We start from the raw sequence: 19928 nt of genomic DNA on the forward strand, positions 1-19928 counted from the left end.
CATGAGCATGAATCGTGAGGGTGACGGTCCCGCGATCCCGGTCGGAGTGGCGTTCCTGCTGGCCCAGCTGGGCGCGCACGCGGCCGGCCGGTTCGCCGAGCGGATCGCCGAACTGGACCTGACGCCGCCGCAGGCCGGGCTGCTGCGCATGCTGGCCGGTGCGCCCGGACGCAGCCAGCGGGAGCTCGCCGACTCGCTCGGCATGCCGCCGAGCCGGTTCGTCCCGTTCGCGGACGAGCTGGAGGAGCGGGGGCTGATCGAACGCCGCAGGAATCCCGGCGACCGGCGCCTCTACGCGCTGTACCTGACCGAGAAGGGGTTCACCGTGCTGGGCGGGCTCGCGGAGGCGGGCGCGGCGCACGAGAAGGAGATGACCGAGGCGCTCTCAGAAGACGAACACCGGCGGTTGAAGACGCTGCTGGAGCGCGTGGCCGAGCAGCAGGGGCTCGGCATGGGCGTCCACCCCGGCTTCCGGCGCCTCAAGCCGGGCCGGGCGGGGTGAGCAGGGCGGGGTCGAGACGGGTGAGGCCGTCCCGGAATGCGGGACGGCCTCGGAGAACGTTCGGCGCGGCGGACGCCGTCAGGTGCCGTAGACGGGGACGATCGTGGCGCGGGCCAGGGTGTGGGCGGTGATGTTGAAGCCCACGACGGCCGGCGAGGTGTCCGAGCCCAGGCCGAGCGACTCCACGTCCAGCGCATGGACGGTGAAGACGTAGCGGTGCGGGTCGCCGGGCGGCGGGGCGGCGCCGCCGAACGCCTTGGTCCCGTAGTCGTTGCGGGCGTGCACGCCGACCTTCGAGTCCTCGGCTCCGGCTCCCGCGGGCAGTTCGGTCACGGACGCGGGGATGTCGAACAGCGACCAGTGCCAGAAGCCGCTGCCCGTCGGCGCGTCCGGGTCGTAGCAGGTCACCGCGAAGCTCTTCGTCTCCGCCGGGAAACCGGACCACCGCAGGTGCGGGGACTCGTTGCCGCCGCTGAACCCCCAGTCGTCGAACACGTGCCTGTCCGCGAGCCGCTCGCCGTCGGTGACGTCGTCACTGGTGACGGTGAACGACGGGACCTCGGGCAGGTGCTCGTGCGGAAGCGGTGGCTTGCCGGCCATGGCGACCTCCTACATCGTGAACAGGAACGCGATCGGCACCGCTTACTTGCCGGTCGCCTCGATGTACGCGGCGACGACCTCTTCAGGGTCGCCGTCCATGTGCATGCGGCCCTCGTCGATCCAGATGACGCGGTCGCATATCTCCTTGACCGTGTCCAGCTGGTGCGCGACGAGGAACACCGCGCCGGCCTCCTTGCGCAGCTCGTCGACCCGGCGCTTGCTCTTTTTCCTGAACTTGGCGTCGCCGGTGGCGAGGGCCTCGTCGATCAGCAGCACGTCGTGGGTCTTGGCCGCGGCGATCGCGAACCGGAGCCGGGCCCCCATGCCGGACGAGTACGTCCGCATGGGGTACTGGATGAAGCCCTCCTTGAGCCCGGCGAAGTCGACGATCTCCTTGTACTTCCCCTTCGTCTCGGTGGGGGACATGCCCATGGCCAGGCAGCCGAGGACGATGTTGCGCTCGCCGGTGAGGTCCTTCATCAGGGCCGCGTTCACGCCGAGCAGGGACGGCTGCCCGTCGGTGTAGACGCCGCCGCTGTGCGGGGGCAGCAGCCCCGCGATGGCCTTGAGCAGCGTCGACTTGCCGGAGCCGTTGGTGCCGATGATCCCGACGGCCTCGCCCCGGTAGGCCACGAACGACAGGCCCTTGATCGCGTGCACCTCGGTCATCGAGGGACGGCTCTTGCGGCGCAAGACGCGGGAGAACGCCGACGCGGCGTTGCCCTTGCCGCCCGCGCCGTACACCCGGTAGACGATGTGCAGGTCGTCCACGACGACGATCGGCTCCCGGGTGGGGTCGATGTCGAGAGCCCCGCGGACCATTGTGTCAGCCACGGCCGTATCGCTCCTCGGCACGGTAGAAGAACAGGAATCCGCCGGTCAGCATCCCGGCGGCCCACAGGACGGCGTACAGCCACAGCTGCGCCGTCGAGTGCATCCCGGGCTCGGACTGGATGTGCTCGCGATATTCGCCGAGCAGCACGTGCCGGCTCAGCTCGACGTACACGTACGCCGGGTTGGCCTTCAGCAGCTCGCCCAGCCAGGGGTACTCGGCCAGTCGGGAGCCCGGCTTGGTCAGTCCCGGCAGGCTGAAGATCACGCCGGACACGTACAGCCAGGTCCGCATGACGAACGGCAGCAGCTGCGTGATGTCCCGGTTGAACGCGCCCAGCCGCGCCATCACCATGCTGATGCCCACGTTGAACATGAGCTGGAGCGCCACGACGGGGACGAACAGCATCATGTTGAAGCCGATCGGCTCCCCGAACCCGAAGATGATCGCGAACAGCACGACCAGGGCCAGCAGCAGCTGCTGGAACTCGACGACCGCGATGGCCAGGGGCAGCGTCGCGCGGGGGAAGTGCAGCGCTCTGATCAGCGAGAGGTTGTCTCCGACGGACTTGGACCCCGACGTGACGGAACGCTGGGTGAACCCGAACAGGAAGACACCCGTCACCAGGAACGGGATGAAGTCGGGCACGCCCCGACTGGTGTTCAGCAGCAGGCCGAAGATCAGATAGTAGACGCCCGCGTTCAGCAGCGGCGTCAGCAACTGCCATACCTGACCCAGGCGCGAGTCCGTGTACATCGAGATGTTCTTGGCGGATGCGAACGCCCAGATGAAGTTCCGGCGAGCCCAAACATCCTGGATGTACTTGCGCAGCGGGGGGCGTGCAGCGCTCTGCCTAAGGCCATACCGTGCGGCGTAGTCGGCCAGCGTCTCGTTCACGTGAGGAGACTCCGCGATCGTTCCGACCGACTCGCCACCCGGGGAAGCGAGCCTTTCCGGGTGACTCATGCCGCGAAGCCTATTGCAGTCGGTGCGTCGAGAGTGACGTTCGCCCGCATGTGACCCCCGATTTGAGATCTTACGGAATCATGTCGGCGTCCCTGGGGATACCCCGATCATGCGCCTTAAGCACTCACGGCGCGTCGCCGTGCCGTCATGGAGGGTCATCTCGCACCGCCCGCGAACCCGGTGGGCCGAGGCCCGGCCCGAGGCCCGGTCCGGCCTGGCGCGCATAGGACTGCTGCGCAGGCTCGGGCGGGCCGACCGGTGGGCGTTCGACCGGGTGGCGGCGGCCCGGCTGCCCGGGCTGGAGTACGTCCTGCCGCGGCTGTCGCGGATCGCCGACCACGGTGTCCTGTGGTTCACGGCCGCCGGTGCGATGGGGGTCGCGGGACGGCCCCGGCTGCGGCGGGCCGCGCTGCGCGGGTCCGTCGCGATCGCGGTGGCCAGCCCCGCCGTGAACATCATCGGCAAGCAGGCGTTCCGCCGGAAGCGTCCTGTCGTGGACCTCGTGCCGCCGATCCGGATCCGCTGGAAGCTGCCGACCTCGCACGCCTTCCCGTCCGGTCACTCGGCGTCCGCCGCCGCGTTCGCGACCGGCGTCGCGCTGGAGGCGCCGCGCGCGGTGGCCGTCCCGGTCGCGGCGACGGCCGCGGCGGTGGCCTTCTCCCGGGTGTACACCGGCGCGCACTACCCGGGCGACGTCCTGGCCGGGCTCGGGATCGGCGCGCTCGCCGGGCTCGGGACGCGCACGGTCTGGCCGTCCCATCCTCCGGCGGCCCGCGTGCCCCGGGCCGAGGGCGCCGATGTCCGGGTCAGCGCCGACGGACGCGGCCTCGTCGCGGTCGTCAACCTCGGTTCGGGCGCCTCCGGCGAGCCCGACAGCAGGATCCTGCCGGGACGCGCCGAGCTCGCGCTCGCGCTGGTGGAGGCCGAACTGCCCGCGGCGGAGATCGTCCGGCTGGACCCGGACGGGGACGTCGACAAGGTGTTGGCAGCGGCCGCCGAGCGGGCCGCGGTCCTGGGCGTGATCGGCGGGGACGGCACGGTGAACGCGGCCGCCCGGGCCGCGCTGAGGCACGACGTCCCGCTGCTCGTCATCCCGGGCGGAACCTTCGACCACTTCGCCCGCACGCTCGGGGTGGAGTCCGCGGCCCAGGCCGTGGACGCCTACCGGAGCGGCCAGGTCGGCCGGGTCGACGTCTCCTACACCGCACCCCTCGCGGCCGGGCCGGACCGCGGCGAGGAGCACCTGTTCCTCAACACGGCGAGCTTCGGCGCCTACACCGAGCTGGTCGACCGGCGCGAGCGGCTGCAGAAGCGGATCGGGAAGTGGCCGGCGCTCGCGGTCGCCGCCGTCCGGACGCTGCGCCGCTCCGAACCGGGCGAGCTGATGGTGGACGGCAGGCGCCGCCGGGTCTGGCTCGCGTTCGTCGGCAACTGCGGCTTCGGGTCGCGGGGCCCCGCCCCCACCTGGCGCGAACGCCTCGACGACGGGCGGCTGGACGTCCGGATGATCACCGCCGGGCGGCGGGTGCCCCGTGTCCGCGCGGTCGCCGCGGTCCTCGTCGGGCACCTGCACGTCACGCCCGGCTACCACGCCTGGCGGACGAGCGGCCTGGAGGTCGTGTCGCCGGGCGGCGAGCTGCGGCTGGCGCGGGACGGCGAGGTGGCGTCGCTCCCGCCGGCGGTGCGGTTCGGCAAGCACGCCGGCGCGCTCACGGTGTTCCGTCCCGCCGTCCGCGGGGCGGGTGGACGGCGATTCGGCCGGCGGCGACCGGGTAAGGGACGGGACGCCCGCGAAGGAGGGGAACCGCACGATGACGAGCCGTGACCTGGGGATCGCGCCCGGCGACCTCACCGACGACGACCTGTTCCGTGAGCTCGGCCACCTGTACGAGACGAGGCTGGACGCGCTCCGGCACGCCGCCGACCAGGCGTACGGCGAGCACACGCGCCGGATGAACGAGCTGGAGGCCGAGTACCTCCGGCGGCGGCCCGGCCGCGAGATCGATCCCGAACGGCTTCGCGAGGGAGCCCGCGCCCGCTGAGCGCGAGCCGCTGAGGGCAGAGCCGCCGACACGGCCGCCCGGCCGGTCCCGCGCCACCGGAGCGGAGCGCCAGCGGAGCGGAGGGAGCCGGTCCGGTCGGATCTTCCGGGGGGCGTCCCCCCACGGGAGTCCGGCCGGGCGGCCTTTTCGGGGGGTATAGGGGGTCGTCACCCCACATGAGCCCGGCCGGGCGGTCGGCGCCGTGCGCCGGGGCTGGGGTTGTTCGGGGGGGCGTCTTGTTCGGGTAAAGGGGCGGGCGTTGGTCACGGGGGACCGGCAGGGTCCGTGGAGGATCCCGGTGGGGGATCTTCGGGGGGTGTTGAGGTGGGGGGGACCCGGCCTGGCCGGAAACGGCGGCGTCGCGGGCCGCTGAACCGCGGGCGTCAGCCGCTGTTGCGGGAGTGCGCCCGGCGGTGGTGGCCTATCGTCGCGGGCGCGCTCGCCACGACGGGGCTTCTTTTAGGCGCCTACCTGGATTTTCCGCGGCAGCCGGGGGCGTCGGCGGCGCTGGCCGTCCCCGAGCACGCCGCCCCCCGCCCGGCCGCGCCGGACGCGGCGCCGCCGGAGCGGCCGATGAGCGCGTTCACCACGGGGTTCACGCCGGGCGAGCCGCGCGTCCGCAACATCGAGCTCGCCGCCCAGATCCTGGACGGGCACATCGTCGAGCCGGGGACGACGTTCTCGTTCAACGACGTCGTCGGGCCGCGCACCAGGAGCCGCGGGTACGTGCCCGCGCCCGCCATCATGGGATCGCGTCTGGTGAAGGACGTGGGCGGCGGCATCTGCCAGGTGTCCACGACGCTGTACAACGCGGTGTTCAGAGCCGGCCTGGACATCCGGAAGGCGCGCGCACACACAATGTGGATGCCGGAGTATCCGGAAGGGCGGGAAGCCGCCGTGTTCTATCCGGGGCTCGACTTCACCTGGAAGAACGACACCGACGCCCCTGTGCGCATCCAGGCCGCCTACACCGCGTCGTCGCTGACGGTGAGTCTCTGGGGCGAGCGCAAGTACGAGGTTCGGTCGCGGACGTCCGAGCGGTACGGCTTCAAGCCGTACGGGACGGGCGAGGGGCGAGGCCGCAAGTGCGTCCCCACGACGGGACGGAAGGGCTTCAAGATCGACGTGTGGCGGACGCTGCTCACCGGCGGGCGCGAGGTGCGCCGCGAGAAGTTCCACACCGAGTACCGCGCCCAGCCCAGGGTGAAGTGCCTCTGACCCCGCGTGGCAGGGTGGGATGCATGGAGGGAACGTTCGAGCTGGGACCGGACGACGGGCGGCTGCTCGTCCGCACGGGCCGCAGCGGGCTCGGCCGGCGCGCCGGGCACGACCTGACCATCGAGGCCACCCGCTGGACGGCGGCGGTCGAGGCCCGTGAGCCGCGGGACGCGTCGTCCGTCGAGGTGACCGTCGACGTGGACGCGCTGGAGGTGCGCGAGGGCGCCGGCGGCGTGAAGCCGCTGACCGACCAGGACCGCGCGGAGATCAAGAAGAACCTGCGCAAGGTGCTGGACGCGCAGCGCTATCCGCGGATCACCTTCGTCTCGACCGCGGTCGGCGAGGACGCCGTCGAGGGCGATCTGACGATCATGGGCCGGGTGAAACCGGTGCGGATCGGGGCCGTCCTGGACGCCGGCCGGCTGCGCGGCGGCTTCACCGTCGAGCAGAGCCGCTGGGGCATCAAGCCGTACTCGGCCTTCTTCGGCGCGCTGCGCCTCGCCGACGAGGTCGAGATCGAGTTCGACCTCCGGCTGCCCGGCTGACCTTCGGTTCACCTCCTGGAAGATTCCGGTCTCCCCGGAAGATCACCATGCACTAGGGTGCGGGATCGTCGCATTTCCGGCATTCGATCTTCAGGGGGGACGGGGATGGTCGCTCTCAGCAGGCGGGACTTCGGCAAGGCGGCGGGGCTGGCGGCCGCGCCGGCGCTGCTCGCCGGATGTTCCTCCGGCTCGTCCAAGACCGCGCAGGCGGTCGCGGCGGCCCGCTCGTGGCAGGTGAGCGGCAGGGCGCTCGCGGGACTCGGCGGCTTCGACTCGACCCTCAAGACGTTCATGCAGCAGCGGAACATCTCGTGCGGGCAGCTCGCCGTCGTCCGCAAGGGCAAGCTGGTCCTTTCGCGCGGCTACACCTACACGAGCGAAAGCGGCCTCAAGACGCAGCCGACCTCGCTGTTCCGCATCGCCAGCATCTCCAAGCCGGTGACGGCGACGGCCGTGCTCCGGCTCGTCCAGGACGGGAAGCTCAAGCTCACCGACCGGGCCGCGACGCTGCTGGGGCTCTCCACCGCGGCCGACCCGCGGCTGAAGGACGTCACCGTGCTGCGGCTCCTCCAGCACCTCGGCGGCTGGGACCGCGACATCACGCCCGACCCGATGTTCCAGGACGCGAAGATCGCGGCGGCGCTCGGCGTCTCGCTGCCCGTCACGCGGGCCGACATCATGAGGTACGCGTCGGGCCACAAGCTCGACCACGCGCCCGGGACGCAGTACGCGTACTCCAACTACGGGTACCTCCTGCTCGGCCGGATCATCGAGAAGGTCACCGGGAAGAAGTACGAGGACTACGTCCAGCAGGCCGTGCTGGGGCCGCGCAAGATCACCCGGATGCGGCAGGGCAGGACGCTCACGAAGGCGACCGGTGAAGTGCCGTACTACTCGGCGTACACCGGGACGACCGTGTTCGACAACAGCGGCAAGAAGGTCGCCTACCCCTACGGTGCCTTCAAGCTGGAGAACATGGACGCGCACGGTGGCTGGCTGGCCACCGCCATGGACCTGACCCGTTTCGCGGGCGTCTACGACGGCGGGACGTCGGTCCTGACCTCGACGTCCATCAAGCGGGCGTTCGCCAAGCCGGAGACCGGCATCAACGGCAACGGCTATTACTACGGCTGCGGGTGGGACGTGCGCCCCGTCACCGGCGGCGTCAACACCTGGCACAGCGGGAGCCTGCCCGGGACGTGCACGCTGATGGTCCGCCGGTACGACGGCCTGTCGTGGGCGGTGCTGTTCGACCAGCGCCAGGAGGGCGACGCACCCAGTTACGACGGCATCGACCTGCTGCTTCACAAGGCCGCCAACGCGGTGAAGACCTGGCCGACCGGTGACCTGACCTCTACGTACTTCTAGCGCGGGCTGCGCGTTCGTACTGATTGTCGAGGCTTCGTGGGAACGGCATCATGCGGTGCCGTTCCCGCCAGGGCGCGTATTGGCGGACGGCGTTGAAACCGGCCGCGGTGACGATCCGTTCGACGTTCGGGCCTGGCGTAGTGGCGGGATAGACGTCCACGTGCGCGATGCCTTGGGGCAGATCAGCCGGCCTGTGGGGCGACACCAGGGTCATCGGCGGGCGGACCCTTTCGGCGGACGCCATGTCCTGTGCGTAGGCGACGAGTTCGAGGATCTCTGCGTTGGGCCCACTGTGAACGATGAGCCAACCGTCCACGTCGACGGGTTCCGATGGGGGATCGGTGAGCGTCAGCGGCAGGACCTTGTCCGAGACCGCGCGTAAGTAGGCGTGGTGCACGGGGTCGAGTTCCTCTAGGACGAACGTGCGGTCGAAACGGGGCGGTTCTGCGGGAAGCAGCGGCCGGTAGGCGTCCCAGCGCAGCAGCCGCGCCAGATGCGTCGTCCTTTTGCCGCGGGGGAGACGCGTCAGTTCGCCCTTCAACCCGGCCGGGAAGGCGTCCACGATCACTTCGTCCGGCCGCAGGGCCGCGAGGTCGGCGGTCTCCACGACCTGCCAGCCGCCCGTGACGCGCGGATCGCCGGCGAACGGCGAGCCGGTGACAACGGTGACCGGGCCGTCCAGACGGAGCGTGTGCAGGGCGGACCGGAGCCGGGTCAGATGCCCCAGCCCGTCGCCGGCCGCGTAACAGACGATCACTGGACCGAGTCGAGAACGGCGAGGTAGCCGGCCGTTTCGGCAGCCGGTGCGAAGTCCCGCCGGATCCGTTCCGCGCCCGCCGCGCCGAGCTTCGCCAGTTCTTCGCCGCCCGCCCGCGCGGCCCGGTCGATCGCCGCGCGGCAGGCGTGCGCGTCGCCCGCGGTGAACGTGAACCCGATCTCGTCGTCGGCCACGTCCGCGAGCCCGCCGCCGTCCGAGGCGATCAGCGGCACGCCGAGCGCCGCCGCCTCCAGCGCCACATTCGGCATCCCGTCGTAGAACGACGGCAGCGCGACCAGGTCACAGCTCGCGTAGACGGCCGGGAGGTCGTAGCGCTCCATGAACGGGAGGACCGAATGCGGGACGTCGTGCTCGGCCAGCCACTCCTGCACGGACTCCTCGACCTCGCCCACGAGCAGCAGGTGGAACGACTCGGAGTGGCCTGACGCCGCCAGGGCGTCCAGAAAGAAGCCCACGCCCTTCTTCACCTTGAGCTGGCCGATGAGCCCGATGGTGCGGCGCCCTGGCTCGACGTTCTCGTCCCGCCACATCCGGCCGCGCTCCCGCTCGGACGGCAGGATGCGCCACTGCGCGGTGTCGACGCTGTTCGCGACGAACGTGACCGCCGCGTCCGGGGCCAGCGCCGACACCAGCGGCGCGTGCGAGCGGGCGACGACGCAGACGCGCGACGAGGCGCGCAGCGCGTCCGACAGCACGCCGCGCCGCCGCATGGAGAAGACGCCGACGTCGATGTCGTTGCCGCGCAGCAGCGTGACCAGCGGCGCGTCCAGCAGCGCTGCCAGGACGGGCGCGGCGAGCATCGCGTACACGCCGCCGAACGCGACGAGATGGGTGTAGCCGGTGAGGTTCTCGGCCGTGATGGTCGTCCACAGGCGGCGCAGCGCGTGCTCGGGGTCGTCGCCGAGCGGGGCGGTCAGCAGCCGCCCGCCGTGCTCCCGCCGGACGCCCCACGGGCGTGCCCGGCGGGTCAGGTGCGCGACGTCCACCTCGGCGCCGGCGTCGCGCAGGCCCCGGACGATCCGGTCGCACGACTGCGCCATGCCGCCCTGGCTCGGCGGATAGTGCTCGGTGATCCACAGGACGCGGGGCATCAGCTGTCCACGAAGCCGGTGTCGTCGTCCGGCCCCCAGTCGCCCCCGGAGGAGTAGTCGTCGCCCGGGTTGAACGCCCCGCGGTCGTACTGGTCGAACGAGGAGTACCAGTAGGTGTCGCTGTAGGTGCGCGAGCTGGTCTGGTAGTAGTGGCGCCGGTACCAGCCCGTCCATGACGGATCGTGCGGGTCGTGCGGGCGATACCCCTGGGCCATGGCGCATTCGGGGCACAGGCCGCCGGGCCCGGCATGGACGGCGCAGACCGGCCGGGCGCACTGCGGGCACGCCGCCACCGCGGTCTGCCCGCAGCGTCCGAGCACGAAGAACCCGGTGGTCACGGTGCAGCGGGTCACGTGGTCCTCCTCGCGGACGAGCCCGGCGGCGTCCATCGGAACGGTTCCGTCGCCACCAGCAGGATCTGGCCGGTCAGTTCCCCCATGACGGACTGGCCGGGAAGCTTGCAGGTCGACCGGATCACGAGCCGCTTCCCCTGCTTCACCTGGACCTTCACCCAGTTCGGCGGAGGCGTCCCCGGCCGCTGGACGGCGGCGTTCTTCGCCAGCTGCCGCGTGGCCCGGACCAGATGCACGGTCTTCGTCTTGGTCTTCACCTTGACCTTGCCGCGCGGGTTGCGCTTCTTGCGCCAGCGGTACCGGACCCGGTCGGTGACCATCAGTTCCAGGACGCTGCCGTCCCGCAGTTCGGCGCGCATCCGCAGCCAGGGGTCCATCGCGAACCACTGCTGCATCGCCAGGACCGGCCGGTGGACGGGCAGGTCGAACCTCGGCCCCAGCTTCCCGGGAACGTTGGGCCCGCGCATGTCGACGGCCACCGACAGCACGCCGTCCGGCGGCATGTCGGACGCCAGCACCCGCAGCATCGGCACGACCACCTCCGGCACCCGCTCGGACAGCCGCCACCTGCGCCGCCGGATCTCGACGTGGTGCCGCGCGAGGCTCTGGACCACCGGCTCCCAGTCGTCCCGCCGCAGCGAGACGGTGAAGCCCTTCTCCAGCGTCAGCGCCTTGTGCAGCGGATGGAACCGCTCGATGGCGGCCTTCTGCTTACGCCAGAACATGACGAACCACCTTTGACGATCCTCCCCGCGGCTTGAAGCCGGGGGATCCCAACCCGGTGTGGTTGGAGCGGTAATGCCTCACGGGTTCCCGCTGGTTGGCGCTTCGTCGACCGGGCAGCCCCGAGGTCTCCACGCCCTGTGACCCGAATGTCCCCGGGCCAGTGTGTTCTTTGCCCCCACGATGTCGGCGTGCTCGCGGTGTCCGCAGGTTGTGCACAGGAATTTCGCTTGGCTCTCGCGGTTGTCGGTGTGCACGTGCCCGCAGCCCGGTTTCGGGCACGTCAGCGACGTGTAAGCGGGGTTGACGGTGATGACGGCCGTGCCGGTGCTGCGGGCCTTATTGCGGACGGCCAACTCCAGCGCGTGCCATCCCTTTGCCAAGATGGCGCGGTTCAGACCGCGTTTCTGCGCAACATTGCGGCGCGGTTCTTTCGTGGTGCCCTTGGCGGAGGAGGTCATGTTCCGGGTATTGAGCGCCTCGAGCACGACCAGGGCGTTGCCGGACACCACTGCGGCGGCGGTCTGCGCGCAAAAGTCCCTGCGTCGGTCCCGTTCACGGCGCCGGATGGCCGCGATCTGGGCCTTGCACGCCTCGCGGCGCTTGGACCCCAGCATGCGGCGGGCTCTTTGCCGTTCCAAGCGCAGTAGGCGCCGCCGCTCCCCCTCAGTGAGGAACGCACGGTCGAAGAACCGGCCTTCACTAGTGGCCACGGCCTGCACGACACCGCGGTCGATACCGACCCGGCCCCGCTCGAGGCTCACGGTCTTCTCCGGCTCACCGGTCTCCACCAGAAAACTGATCCACCAGTGGCGACCGTCGCGCTTGAGCGTCGCGGAGCGGACCGCGCCACCCAGGGAGCGGGACCAACGAAACTTCACCCAGCCGATCTTCGGAAGTCGGGCCCGGCCCCACTTACGCCCGATCCGCTCCACGCGGATCGTCTTACCCTCGGGGAACCGGAAGGCGGGTGCCCAGGAATGCCTCCCGCCCTTGCCGCGCCATCTGACCTTCCACGTGCCATGGGTGCGGCACGCCTTGTCCAGATCCATCAAGGCTTGTTGCAGGCAGTGCCCTGGCACGTCCCTGAGCCAGGGAAACTCTTGCTTTGCCTCAGCCAGCTCGTGCGCCTGCTCGCGGTAGTTGATGTACGCACCGCGCCGCCGGTAGGCGCGGCGCTGCTCCAAGGCGGTGTTCCACACCGACCGGCACACGCTCCCGATTGTGTCTGCGTATTCCTTCTGCCCGTCCTCCATGTAGGCGCGGTACTTGCGGCCAGCCAGCATGGTTCCCCCTCTCAGCGGTTCTTTTGCTCCTCCACATACCGCCGCATCGCATCCAGCGGGGCGCTGCCCAGCGTGGCGACGAAGTAGGAATTTGTCCACAGCGTGGGCAGCCGGGACTTCAGCGCCGGGTACTCCTGGCGGAGCAGCCGAGATGAGCGGCCCTTGATGGCCTTCACCAGCCGGTGAATGCCGTACTGCGGGTCCACCTCCACCAGCAGATGCACATGGTCGGGCAGCACCTCCATCTCCACCAGCCAGGCCCCCTTCTCCTCGATTACCTCGCCGATGATCTGTTTCAACCGCTCCTCGATCCCCCCACCGAGGACACGGCGCCGGTACTTCGGGCACCACACCACGTGAAAAGCGCACTGGAACGCGATGTTGCTGTTCGTTCGCAACGTCACGGCCATGGCCGACAATATACAGCAGGGTTTTATCTATCGCACAGGCGTTCGACGAAATGCCTTATATGCCACGGCTGAGGCCGGTGTCTGTGCCCCGGAAGTCCGACCGGACCCGTGCGATCGAGCGGTAGACCTCGGCCAGCCGGGCGCGCGACCGCGCCCAGGTCAGGCTGTCCTCGATGTGCTCGCGGCCCCTGCGCCCCATCGCGGCTGCCTCCTCCGGGTACTCCAGCAGGATCCGGACGGCCCGCGCCAGCTCGGCGGGACGGTCGGCCGGGACGAGCCGCCCGTGCTCCCCGTCCGCCATCAGTTCGCGGACCGCCGGCAGGTCCGAGGCGACGACCGGCACGCCCGCCGCCATGGACTCGATCACCTTCAGCGGCGCGCAGCCCTGGTCGAGGTTGCGGGTGCATCCGGTCAGCGGCGCCAGCGACACCTCGGCGTGCGCCAGCCACGCGGCCACCTCGTGGTGCGGCAGCGTGAACCTCCAGTCGATCCGCTCGGCGACCCCGAGCCGCTCGGCCAGCCGCCGCACCGGCTTGGCCCGTCGCTCCGGCACGGACGCGCAGATCACCAGCCGCAGATCCGCCAGGTCGGCGAGCCGCGCGAACGCGCGCATCAGTACGTCCAGGCCCTGCCACGGCTGCAACGCGCCGACATAGACGACGTAACGGGCTGGCGCGTCGGTGGGCCGTTCCGGAGTGTCAGAGATGTCGGCCCCGTTGGGCACGAGATGGATCTTGCCCTGAGGGACGCCCCGATCCCGGACGGCCCTGCCGATCACCTGCGACGGCACCACGACGGCGTCGCTGCGCTCCAGGCAGTGCCGCTCCAGCTCACGGATCTTGCCGAGCGTCTTCGGCGCCGCCCACGGCCATGTGTGGCTCATCTCGATGGACGGCAGCCCGTTGACCTCGTACACCACCCTGTGGCGGCGCCCGTCCGCTACGGCAGGCAGCGCGCTCCACGGGTCCCGGACGTGGCAGACCTCAAGGCTCTCCCAGTGCGGTTCGAGGTGCGCGGCCACCCAGCCGGAGAACGCCTCGGCCCGGTCGATCAGGTTCGGGATCTGCTCGTCGAACCGGGCGATCTCCCGCGACCCCTCCCGCTGGTAGCGAGGCAGGTCGCCGCCGCCGATCGTGGCGAGCAGCCCGCCGCCGTGGTGCGTGAACAGCTCGTCGGCCATCTGCGCGATGTGCACCGCCGAGCCCTTGCTCGACGGGAACCGGTCGAACGCGACATACGCCGCCCTGTGCGTCATCCGACCCCGGCTCCCTCCGCCATGGCCCGGTCTCCGGTCCGGGAGCCGCGCTGCCAGGCGATCTGCTCCGCGAGACCCCCGGCCAGGCCGGTCGTGGCCGTCCAGCCCAGCAGCTCCTCGGCGCGGGTCGTGTCGGCCCAGGTCCGTGTGGCATCCCCGGCCACCGGTGTCTCCCAGCGGATCTCCGTTCGGACGCCCAGGGCCCGCGTGAGCAGCGCGATCGCGTCACGCACCGTCACATGTTCGCGGTGCCCCACGTTGACGGCGATGCCGGGCTCCAGGTCCTCGGCCGCCGCCGCGAGCGTCGCCGCGACCACGTCCCGGACGTGGGTGAAGCTCCGGGAGTTGCGCCCGTCCCCGAACACGGGCAGCGGACGTCCGTGCAGCGCGGCCTCCACGAACCGGTGGAACGCCATGTCGGGCCGCTGCCGGGGCCCGTAGACGGAGAAGTACCGGAGCAGGACGGTCCGCAGGCCGGCGCCCGCGGCCAGGCCGGTGAGCCGCTCCACCTCGACCTTGCTGGCCGCGTAGGGGCTGGCCGGGTTCAGCCGATCGTCCTCCCGGTTCGGCCGCCGCCCCGCCGACCCGTACACCGACGAACTGGACGCCACGACCACCTTCGGCCTCTGCCCGGCAGGTCGGTCCAGGCAGGCCGCGAGCAGCCGCCGGGTCGCCCGGACGTTGTCCCGCTCCGCGATGGCCTCGCCCGCACCCCACGAGTCGCGTACGCCGGGACGTCCGGCCAGATGCACGACGACGTCCGCCGCGACGACGGCGTCCAACTCGTCCACCGCCAGATCGGCCTCCGCGGCGACGACCCCCGGCCGCGCCGCGACCTCCGCCCACGTGCGCCGCGCGACATCCGGGGCGAGCGACCGGGCGGGCGCGTCCACGGCGAGCACCTCATGGCCCGCTCCCGAAAGCGCGTCGACCACATGACTTCCGATGAACCCCGCCGCACCAGTAACGACCACCCGCACGCGGGCACTTTATCCGCCGCAGCCCAAGCCGGGACAGAGCCATGGTCCGCCTTCTCGGCTGTATCTCGGTGCTCAGCGGGGGCGGGCCACGCGGGCCTCGTCCCAGACGGGTTCCGCGGATTCGTAGACGGAGCCGTCGGCGCCGAAGATCAGGTGGCGGTCGAAGGCGCGGGCGAACCAGCGGTCGTGCGTCACCGAGAGGACGGTTCCCTCGAAGGATTCCAGGCCCTCCTGGAGGGCTTCGGCGCTGGCCAGGTCCAGGTTGTCGGTGGGCTCGTCCAGGAGGAGGAGCGTGGCGCCGCCCAGCTCCAGGAGGAGGATCTGCAGGCGCGCCTGCTGGCCTCCGGAGAGGGTTTCGAAGGGCTGCTCGGCGCAGACGTTCAGCTCGTAGCGGGCCAGGGCGTTCATCGCGTCGTTGCGGAGGCGGGCGTGCTCGGTCATGACGATCTCGCACGGGGTGCGTCCGGCCAGGTCGGGGCGGGCGTGGGTCTGCGCGAACAGGCCCGGGACGACGCGGGCGCCGAGGCGGGCGACGCCGGTGTGGGCGACGGGCTCCACCGGCGTCGCGCCGCGGGGGAGCGCTTCGGCGATCGCGGTGAGAAGGCGCAGGAAGTGGGATTTGCCCGAGCCGTTCGAGCCGAGGACGGCCACGCGCTCGCCGTACCAGACCTCTGTGCTGAAGGGCTTCATGAGGCCCGTCAGTTCGAGCCCCTCGCAGATCACCGAGCGTTTCCCGGTGCGGCCGCCGCGGAGCCGCATCTTCAGGCTCTGGTCGCGGGGCGGGACCTCGGGCGGGCCCGCCTCCTCGAACTTGCGGAGCCGCGTCTGCGCGGCGCGGTAGCGGGACGCGAAACCGTCGTTGACCGTGGCCTTGGTCCTGAGCGTGTTGACGAGTTCCTTGAGCTTCGCGTGCTCCTCGTCCCAGCGCCGGCGCAGCTCTTCCAGGCGTTCGTTGCGGTCGCGGCGGGCGGCGGCGTAGGTCGAGAAACGTCCGCCGTGGATCCAGACACGGGCCGCCTCGACGGTGACGATCCGGTCGGCGGAGCGGTCGAGGAGCTCACGATCGTGGGACACCAGGAGGACCGTCTTGGAGGTCTCCCGCAGCCTTTCCTCAAGCCATCGTTTTCCCGGGACGTCCAGATAGTTGTCGGGCTCGTCCAGCAGGAGGACCTCGTCGGGGCCGCGGAGCAGGGCTTCGAGCGCGAGGCGTTTCTGCTCGCCGCCCGAAAGCGTGCGGACCTCTCGCCAGCGGCACGAGTCGTACGGGACGCCGAGGGCCGCGACGCAGCACGCGTCCCACAGCACCTCGATCTCGTAGCCGCCCGCGTCGCCCCAGCCCGCGAGGGCCGTGGCGTAGCGGAGCTGGGTGGGTTCGTCGTCGCGCTCCATCATCGCCAGCTCGGCCGCCTCCACGGCCTCGGCCGCCTCCCGTACCCGGGGCGGGGCCAGCGACAGCAGCAGGTCGTGGACGGACGACCCGTCCCGCATGCTGCCGATGAACTGGCGCATCACGCCGATGCCGCCGCTGTGCGCGACGGTTCCGGACTGGGGCGCCAGGTCCCCGGCGATCAGCCTGAGGAGCGTCGTCTTGCCCGCGCCGTTCGGGCCGACCAGGGCGGCCGTGACGCCGTCGCCGACCCGGAACGAGGCGTCGTCCAGCAGTACCCGGCCGTCCGGCAGCACATGGCCGATGTGCCCGACCTCGACGTGTCCCATGGTGTCCGAGTCTCGGGAAGGCGCACGGAGAGCGTCAAACGAATTACGCGTCCAGAAGCGTCCGGACGTGGTCGACGACGGAGCCCAGGGCGATCTTGGACGTGTCGCCGGTGGCGCGCGCGGTCACCTCGGCCACGCCCTCGGCCAGACCCCGGCGGCCCACGGTCACCCGGAACGGGATGCCCGTCAGCTCGGCGTCGCGGAACTTCACGCCCGCGCGCTCGGGACGGTCGTCGATCACCACCTCGACGCCGGCGCCGGCCAGCCCGGCGTAGACGTCCTCGGCGGCCTTGGCCACCTCGGCGTCGTCGGACTGGGCGATCACGACGACGACCTGGAACGGGGCCACCGCCACCGGCCAGACGACGCCGCGCTCGTCGTTGTGGGTCTCGACGATCGCGGCCATCGCGCGCTCCACGCCGATCCCGTAGCTGCCCATGATCACCGGGACGCGGCGGCCGTCCGGGTCGAGCACCTCGACGCCGAGGGCGCGGGCGTAGCGGTCGCCGAGCTTGAAGATGTGCCCGATCTCGATCGCGCGCTGGATCCGCAAAGGCTCCCCGCAGCGGACGCAAGGCTCACCTTTCGAGACCTCGCGCAGGTCCGCCCACGTGCCGACGTCGATGTCGCGGCCGACGTCGACGCCGCGGAGGTGGACGTCGTCGGTGTTGGCGCCGGTGAACATGTCGCGGCGGCCCCGCAGCGCCTCGTCCGCGATCACGGGGAGGGCCACGCCGACCGCGCCGAGGCTGCCGGGCAGCGCGCCGAGGGCGTCCTGGATCTCGGCGGGATCGGCGGCGCGGATCCGGGCGGCGCCGGTCGCGTCCACGAGCTTCTGCTCGTTGAGCGGGTGGTCGCCGCGCAGCAGGACGAGGGTGAGCGTCCCGTCCAGGACGTAGACGAGCGTCTTGATCTGGCGGTCGCCCGGCGCGTCGTACGCCAGCAGGTCTTCGATGGTGCGGACGCCGGGCGTGTCGAAGCGTTCGGGAGCGTCCGGGCCGGGGCCGTCCGACGCGGGCGGCAGCGCCGACGTCGCCCGCTCGATGTTCGCCGCGTAACCGCACGCCGGGGAGTGGACGACGAGATCCTCACCGATGTCGGAAGGGCACATGAACTCGGTCGAGCCGGAGCCGCCCATCGTGCCGCTGGACGCCTCGCACGGCAGCGCCGGGATGTCCAGCCGCTCGAAGATCCGCGTGTAGGCGCCGTGGTAGGCGTCGAACGAGGCGTCCAGGCCGGGACGGTCGACGTCGAAACTGTAGGCGTCCTTCATCGTGAACTCGCGGGTCCGCATGAGGCCGCCCTTGGGGCGCGGCTCGTCCCGGAACTTCGTCTGGAACTGGTACCACTGCTGCGGGAGCTGCCGGTAGGAGTTGAGCTCCCGGGCGACGGTCGCGAAGATCTCCTCGTGCGTCATGCCGAGGGCGTGGTCGGTGCCGCGCCGGTCGCGGAGCCGGAACATCTCCTGGCCCATCAGCTCCCAGCGGCCGGACCGCTGCCACGGCTCGGCCGGGTGCAGCGCCGGCAGCAGCATCTCCTGCGCGCCGATCCGGTTCATCTCCTCGCGGATGATCTGGATGATCCTCGCCCGGACGCGGACGGCCAGCGGCAGCAGCGAGTAGTGGCCGGCGGTGAGCTGCCGGATGTAGCCCGCCCGGAGCAGCAGCCGGTGGCTCGGCGCCTCCGCCTCGGCGGGGTCGTCGCGGAGCGTGGGCACGAACATCTGGGACCAGCGCATCTCGCGAGGGTAGCGAAGGTGCCCTGACCAACGCCGATGGTCAGTACCCTTGTGTGCCGTGAGTCGAGAAGGTGTGACGCCGCAGAGCGAGGATTTCTCCGCCTGGTACAACGAGCTGGTCGTGCAGGCGCAGCTCGTCGACCGCGGACCGGTGCGCGGCACGATGGTCATCCGCCCGTACGGTTACCGGGTGTGGGAGCTGCTCCAGGCCGACCTGGACCGGCGGATCAAGGACGCGGGGCACGACAACGCCTGCTTCCCGATGCTCATCCCGGAGTCCTATCTCAAACGCGAGGCCGAGCACGTCGAGGGCTTCTCCCCGGAGCTGGCGGTCGTGACGCACGCGGGCGGCAAGGACCTCGAAGAGCCGCTGGTCATGCGGCCGACGTCCGAGACCGTCATCGGCGAGTACATGGCCAAGTGGATCGACTCGCACCGCGACCTGCCGCTGCTGCTGAACCAGTGGGCGAACGTCGTCCGGTGGGAGATGCGGCCCCGGCTGTTCCTGCGCACCACCGAGTTCCTCTGGCAGGAGGGCCACACCGCGCACATCGACGAGCCCGACGCGATGCGCGAGACGATGTGGGCGCTGGACGCCTACGCGGCCGTGGCGCGGGAGCTGGCGGCGATCCCCGTGGTGGCGGGAGAGAAGACGCCCGGCGAGCGGTTCGCCGGCGCCGTCCGCACGTACACGATCGAGGGCATGATGCGGGACGGCCGGGCGCTCCAGGCCGGCACGTCCCACTACCTCGGCACCAACTTCGCCAAGGCGTTCGAGATCCAGTACCAGGACGAGGCGGGGAAGCTGACCCACGCCCACACGACGTCCTGGGGCATGAGCACCCGCATGATCGGCGGCGTGATCATGACGCACGGGGACGACAAGGGGCTCGTCCTGCCGCCGCGGCTCGCGCCCTACCAGGTGGTGATCGTCCCGATCGGGCGCAAGGAGCAGGGCGAGCAGGCCGCCGCCGAGGCCCGCCGGCTCGGTGCGGCGATCAAGGCGATGGGCATCCGGGTGCACGTCGACGACAACCGGCCGCAGCTGTCGCCCGGGTTCAAGTTCAACGAGTGGGAGATGCGCGGCGTCCCGATCCGCGTCGAGCTCGGCAAACGCGACATCGAGGGCGGCGTCGCGACCGTCGCGCGGCGGCTCCCGACCGTGGAGGGGCAGGGCAAGGAGCAGATCCCGCTCGACAAGCTGCCCGAGCTGCTGCCCGGGATGCTCGCCGACTTCCAGTCGTTCCTGCTGGCCAGGGCCGAGAAGTTCCGCGAGGACAACACCGCCGTGGTGGACGGCTGGGACGCGTTCGCCGCGCAGGTCGCGACCGGCTGGGCGCGGGCGTTCCACTGCGGCGAGACCGCGTGCGAGGACGACATCAAGGCCGAGACCGCCGCGACCCCCCGCGTCATAGCGGCCGACGCGCCCGAGGAGACCGGCGTCTGCGTGAAGTGCGGCCGGCCGTCCGCGTACGGCAAGCGCGTCATCTTCGGCCGGGCGTACTGAGACCGGGACGGCCGGGCG

20 protein-coding genes are annotated in these 19928 nt (G+C 71.2%); 7 read left to right on the top strand and 13 right to left on the bottom strand.

Features of this window, described 5'->3' with window-relative positions; genetic code table 11:
* Position 1: 1 nt before the first annotated feature.
* Positions 2–502: a MarR family winged helix-turn-helix transcriptional regulator gene (locus tag ACQPZP_RS07360; RefSeq protein ID WP_433476878.1), complete on the top strand. Its 501-nt coding sequence runs from the start codon at positions 2–4 to the stop codon at positions 500–502.
* Positions 503–580: 78 nt separating this feature from the next.
* Here ACQPZP_RS07360 and ACQPZP_RS07365 read toward each other — a convergent pair whose 3' ends face one another.
* The 3 genes from ACQPZP_RS07365 to ACQPZP_RS07375 are packed head-to-tail and all read right to left on the bottom strand — an operon-like array spanning position 581 to position 2831.
* Positions 581–1102 (bottom strand): YbhB/YbcL family Raf kinase inhibitor-like protein, encoded by a 522-nt coding sequence (locus ACQPZP_RS07365; RefSeq protein ID WP_433476879.1) that lies wholly within the window; start codon positions 1100–1102, stop codon positions 581–583.
* A gap of 42 nt (positions 1103–1144) precedes the next feature.
* A complete protein-coding gene (locus ACQPZP_RS07370; RefSeq protein WP_433479565.1) occupies positions 1145–1924 on the bottom strand; it encodes an ABC transporter ATP-binding protein in 780 nt (259 codons plus the stop codon).
* A gap of 4 nt (positions 1925–1928) precedes the next feature.
* Complete coding sequence (locus ACQPZP_RS07375) at positions 1929–2831, bottom strand: ABC transporter permease (RefSeq protein WP_433476880.1); 903 nt, start codon at positions 2829–2831, stop codon at positions 1929–1931.
* A 178-nt stretch (positions 2832–3009) separates the two neighbouring features.
* Here ACQPZP_RS07375 and ACQPZP_RS07380 point away from each other — a divergent pair, with 178 nt between their 5' ends.
* The 5 genes from ACQPZP_RS07380 (at position 3010) to ACQPZP_RS07400 (ending at position 8073) form a co-directional block, all read left to right on the top strand.
* On the top strand, positions 3010–4725 hold the full coding sequence (locus ACQPZP_RS07380; RefSeq protein ID WP_433476881.1) for a bifunctional phosphatase PAP2/diacylglycerol kinase family protein: 1716 nt from the start codon (positions 3010–3012) through the stop codon (positions 4723–4725).
* Entirely contained in the window at positions 4712–4942 is a 231-nt protein-coding gene (locus ACQPZP_RS07385; protein ID WP_433466872.1) for a DUF6158 family protein, read from the top strand. Before ACQPZP_RS07380 ends, ACQPZP_RS07385 begins: the two co-directional genes overlap by 14 nt.
* Positions 4943–5335: 393 nt before the next feature.
* Positions 5336–6160, top strand: coding sequence for a VanW family protein (locus tag ACQPZP_RS07390; RefSeq protein WP_433476882.1), 825 nt, complete (start codon positions 5336–5338; stop codon positions 6158–6160).
* 23 nt (positions 6161–6183) lie between these two features.
* Positions 6184–6705 carry a YceI family protein gene (locus ACQPZP_RS07395; protein ID WP_433476883.1) on the top strand — a complete coding sequence of 174 codons (522 nt, stop codon included), beginning with the start codon at positions 6184–6186 and terminating at the stop codon, positions 6703–6705.
* 105 nt (positions 6706–6810) lie between these two features.
* Complete coding sequence (locus ACQPZP_RS07400; protein ID WP_433476884.1) at positions 6811–8073, top strand: serine hydrolase domain-containing protein; 1263 nt, start codon at positions 6811–6813, stop codon at positions 8071–8073.
* On the opposite strand, the gene ACQPZP_RS07405 is transcribed toward ACQPZP_RS07400, so the two are convergent.
* The 10 genes from ACQPZP_RS07405 to ACQPZP_RS07450 form a co-directional block, all read right to left on the bottom strand.
* The gene (locus ACQPZP_RS07405) at positions 8060–8830 is read right to left on the bottom strand and encodes a hypothetical protein (protein WP_433476885.1); all 771 of its coding nucleotides are present in this window, start codon (positions 8828–8830) and stop codon (positions 8060–8062) included. The two genes, ACQPZP_RS07400 and ACQPZP_RS07405, sit on opposite strands and share 14 nt — an antisense overlap.
* Positions 8827–9942, bottom strand: coding sequence for a glycosyltransferase family 4 protein (locus ACQPZP_RS07410; RefSeq protein ID WP_433476886.1), 1116 nt, complete (start codon positions 9940–9942; stop codon positions 8827–8829). The genes ACQPZP_RS07405 and ACQPZP_RS07410 overlap by 4 nt, the downstream gene beginning before the upstream one ends.
* Positions 9942–10295 carry a hypothetical protein gene (locus tag ACQPZP_RS07415; RefSeq protein ID WP_433476887.1) on the bottom strand — a complete coding sequence of 118 codons (354 nt, stop codon included), beginning with the start codon at positions 10293–10295 and terminating at the stop codon, positions 9942–9944. Before ACQPZP_RS07415 ends, ACQPZP_RS07410 begins: the two co-directional genes overlap by 1 nt.
* Positions 10292–11020 (bottom strand): hypothetical protein, encoded by a 729-nt coding sequence (locus ACQPZP_RS07420; protein ID WP_433476888.1) that lies wholly within the window; start codon positions 11018–11020, stop codon positions 10292–10294. Before ACQPZP_RS07420 ends, ACQPZP_RS07415 begins: the two co-directional genes overlap by 4 nt.
* Positions 11021–11098: 78 nt before the next feature.
* Positions 11099–12304, bottom strand: a complete 1206-nt coding sequence (locus ACQPZP_RS07425; RefSeq protein WP_433476889.1) for an RNA-guided endonuclease InsQ/TnpB family protein — start codon at positions 12302–12304, stop codon at positions 11099–11101.
* Positions 12305–12315: 11 nt separating this feature from the next.
* A complete protein-coding gene (gene tnpA / locus ACQPZP_RS07430; RefSeq protein WP_433476890.1) occupies positions 12316–12714 on the bottom strand; it encodes an IS200/IS605 family transposase in 399 nt (132 codons plus the stop codon).
* A gap of 55 nt (positions 12715–12769) precedes the next feature.
* Positions 12770–13969: a glycosyltransferase family 4 protein gene (locus tag ACQPZP_RS07435; RefSeq protein WP_433476891.1), complete on the bottom strand. Its 1200-nt coding sequence runs from the start codon at positions 13967–13969 to the stop codon at positions 12770–12772.
* A complete protein-coding gene (locus ACQPZP_RS07440) occupies positions 13966–14949 on the bottom strand; it encodes an NAD-dependent epimerase/dehydratase family protein (protein WP_433476892.1) in 984 nt (327 codons plus the stop codon). Before ACQPZP_RS07440 ends, ACQPZP_RS07435 begins: the two co-directional genes overlap by 4 nt.
* A gap of 72 nt (positions 14950–15021) precedes the next feature.
* On the bottom strand, positions 15022–16665 hold the full coding sequence (locus tag ACQPZP_RS07445; RefSeq protein WP_433476893.1) for an ABC-F family ATP-binding cassette domain-containing protein: 1644 nt from the start codon (positions 16663–16665) through the stop codon (positions 15022–15024).
* Between the two features lie 43 nt (positions 16666–16708).
* Positions 16709–18403 carry a proline--tRNA ligase gene (locus tag ACQPZP_RS07450; RefSeq protein ID WP_433476894.1) on the bottom strand — a complete coding sequence of 565 codons (1695 nt, stop codon included), beginning with the start codon at positions 18401–18403 and terminating at the stop codon, positions 16709–16711.
* Positions 18404–18461: 58 nt separating this feature from the next.
* On the opposite strand from ACQPZP_RS07450, the gene proS reads away from it, so the two are divergent.
* Positions 18462–19910 (top strand): proline--tRNA ligase, encoded by a 1449-nt coding sequence (gene proS / locus ACQPZP_RS07455; RefSeq protein WP_433476895.1) that lies wholly within the window; start codon positions 18462–18464, stop codon positions 19908–19910.
* Positions 19911–19928 lie beyond the last annotated feature (18 nt).

Source organism: Spirillospora sp. CA-142024 (genome assembly GCF_050942325.1).
Lineage (GTDB): Bacteria > Actinomycetota > Actinomycetes > Streptosporangiales > Streptosporangiaceae > Spirillospora.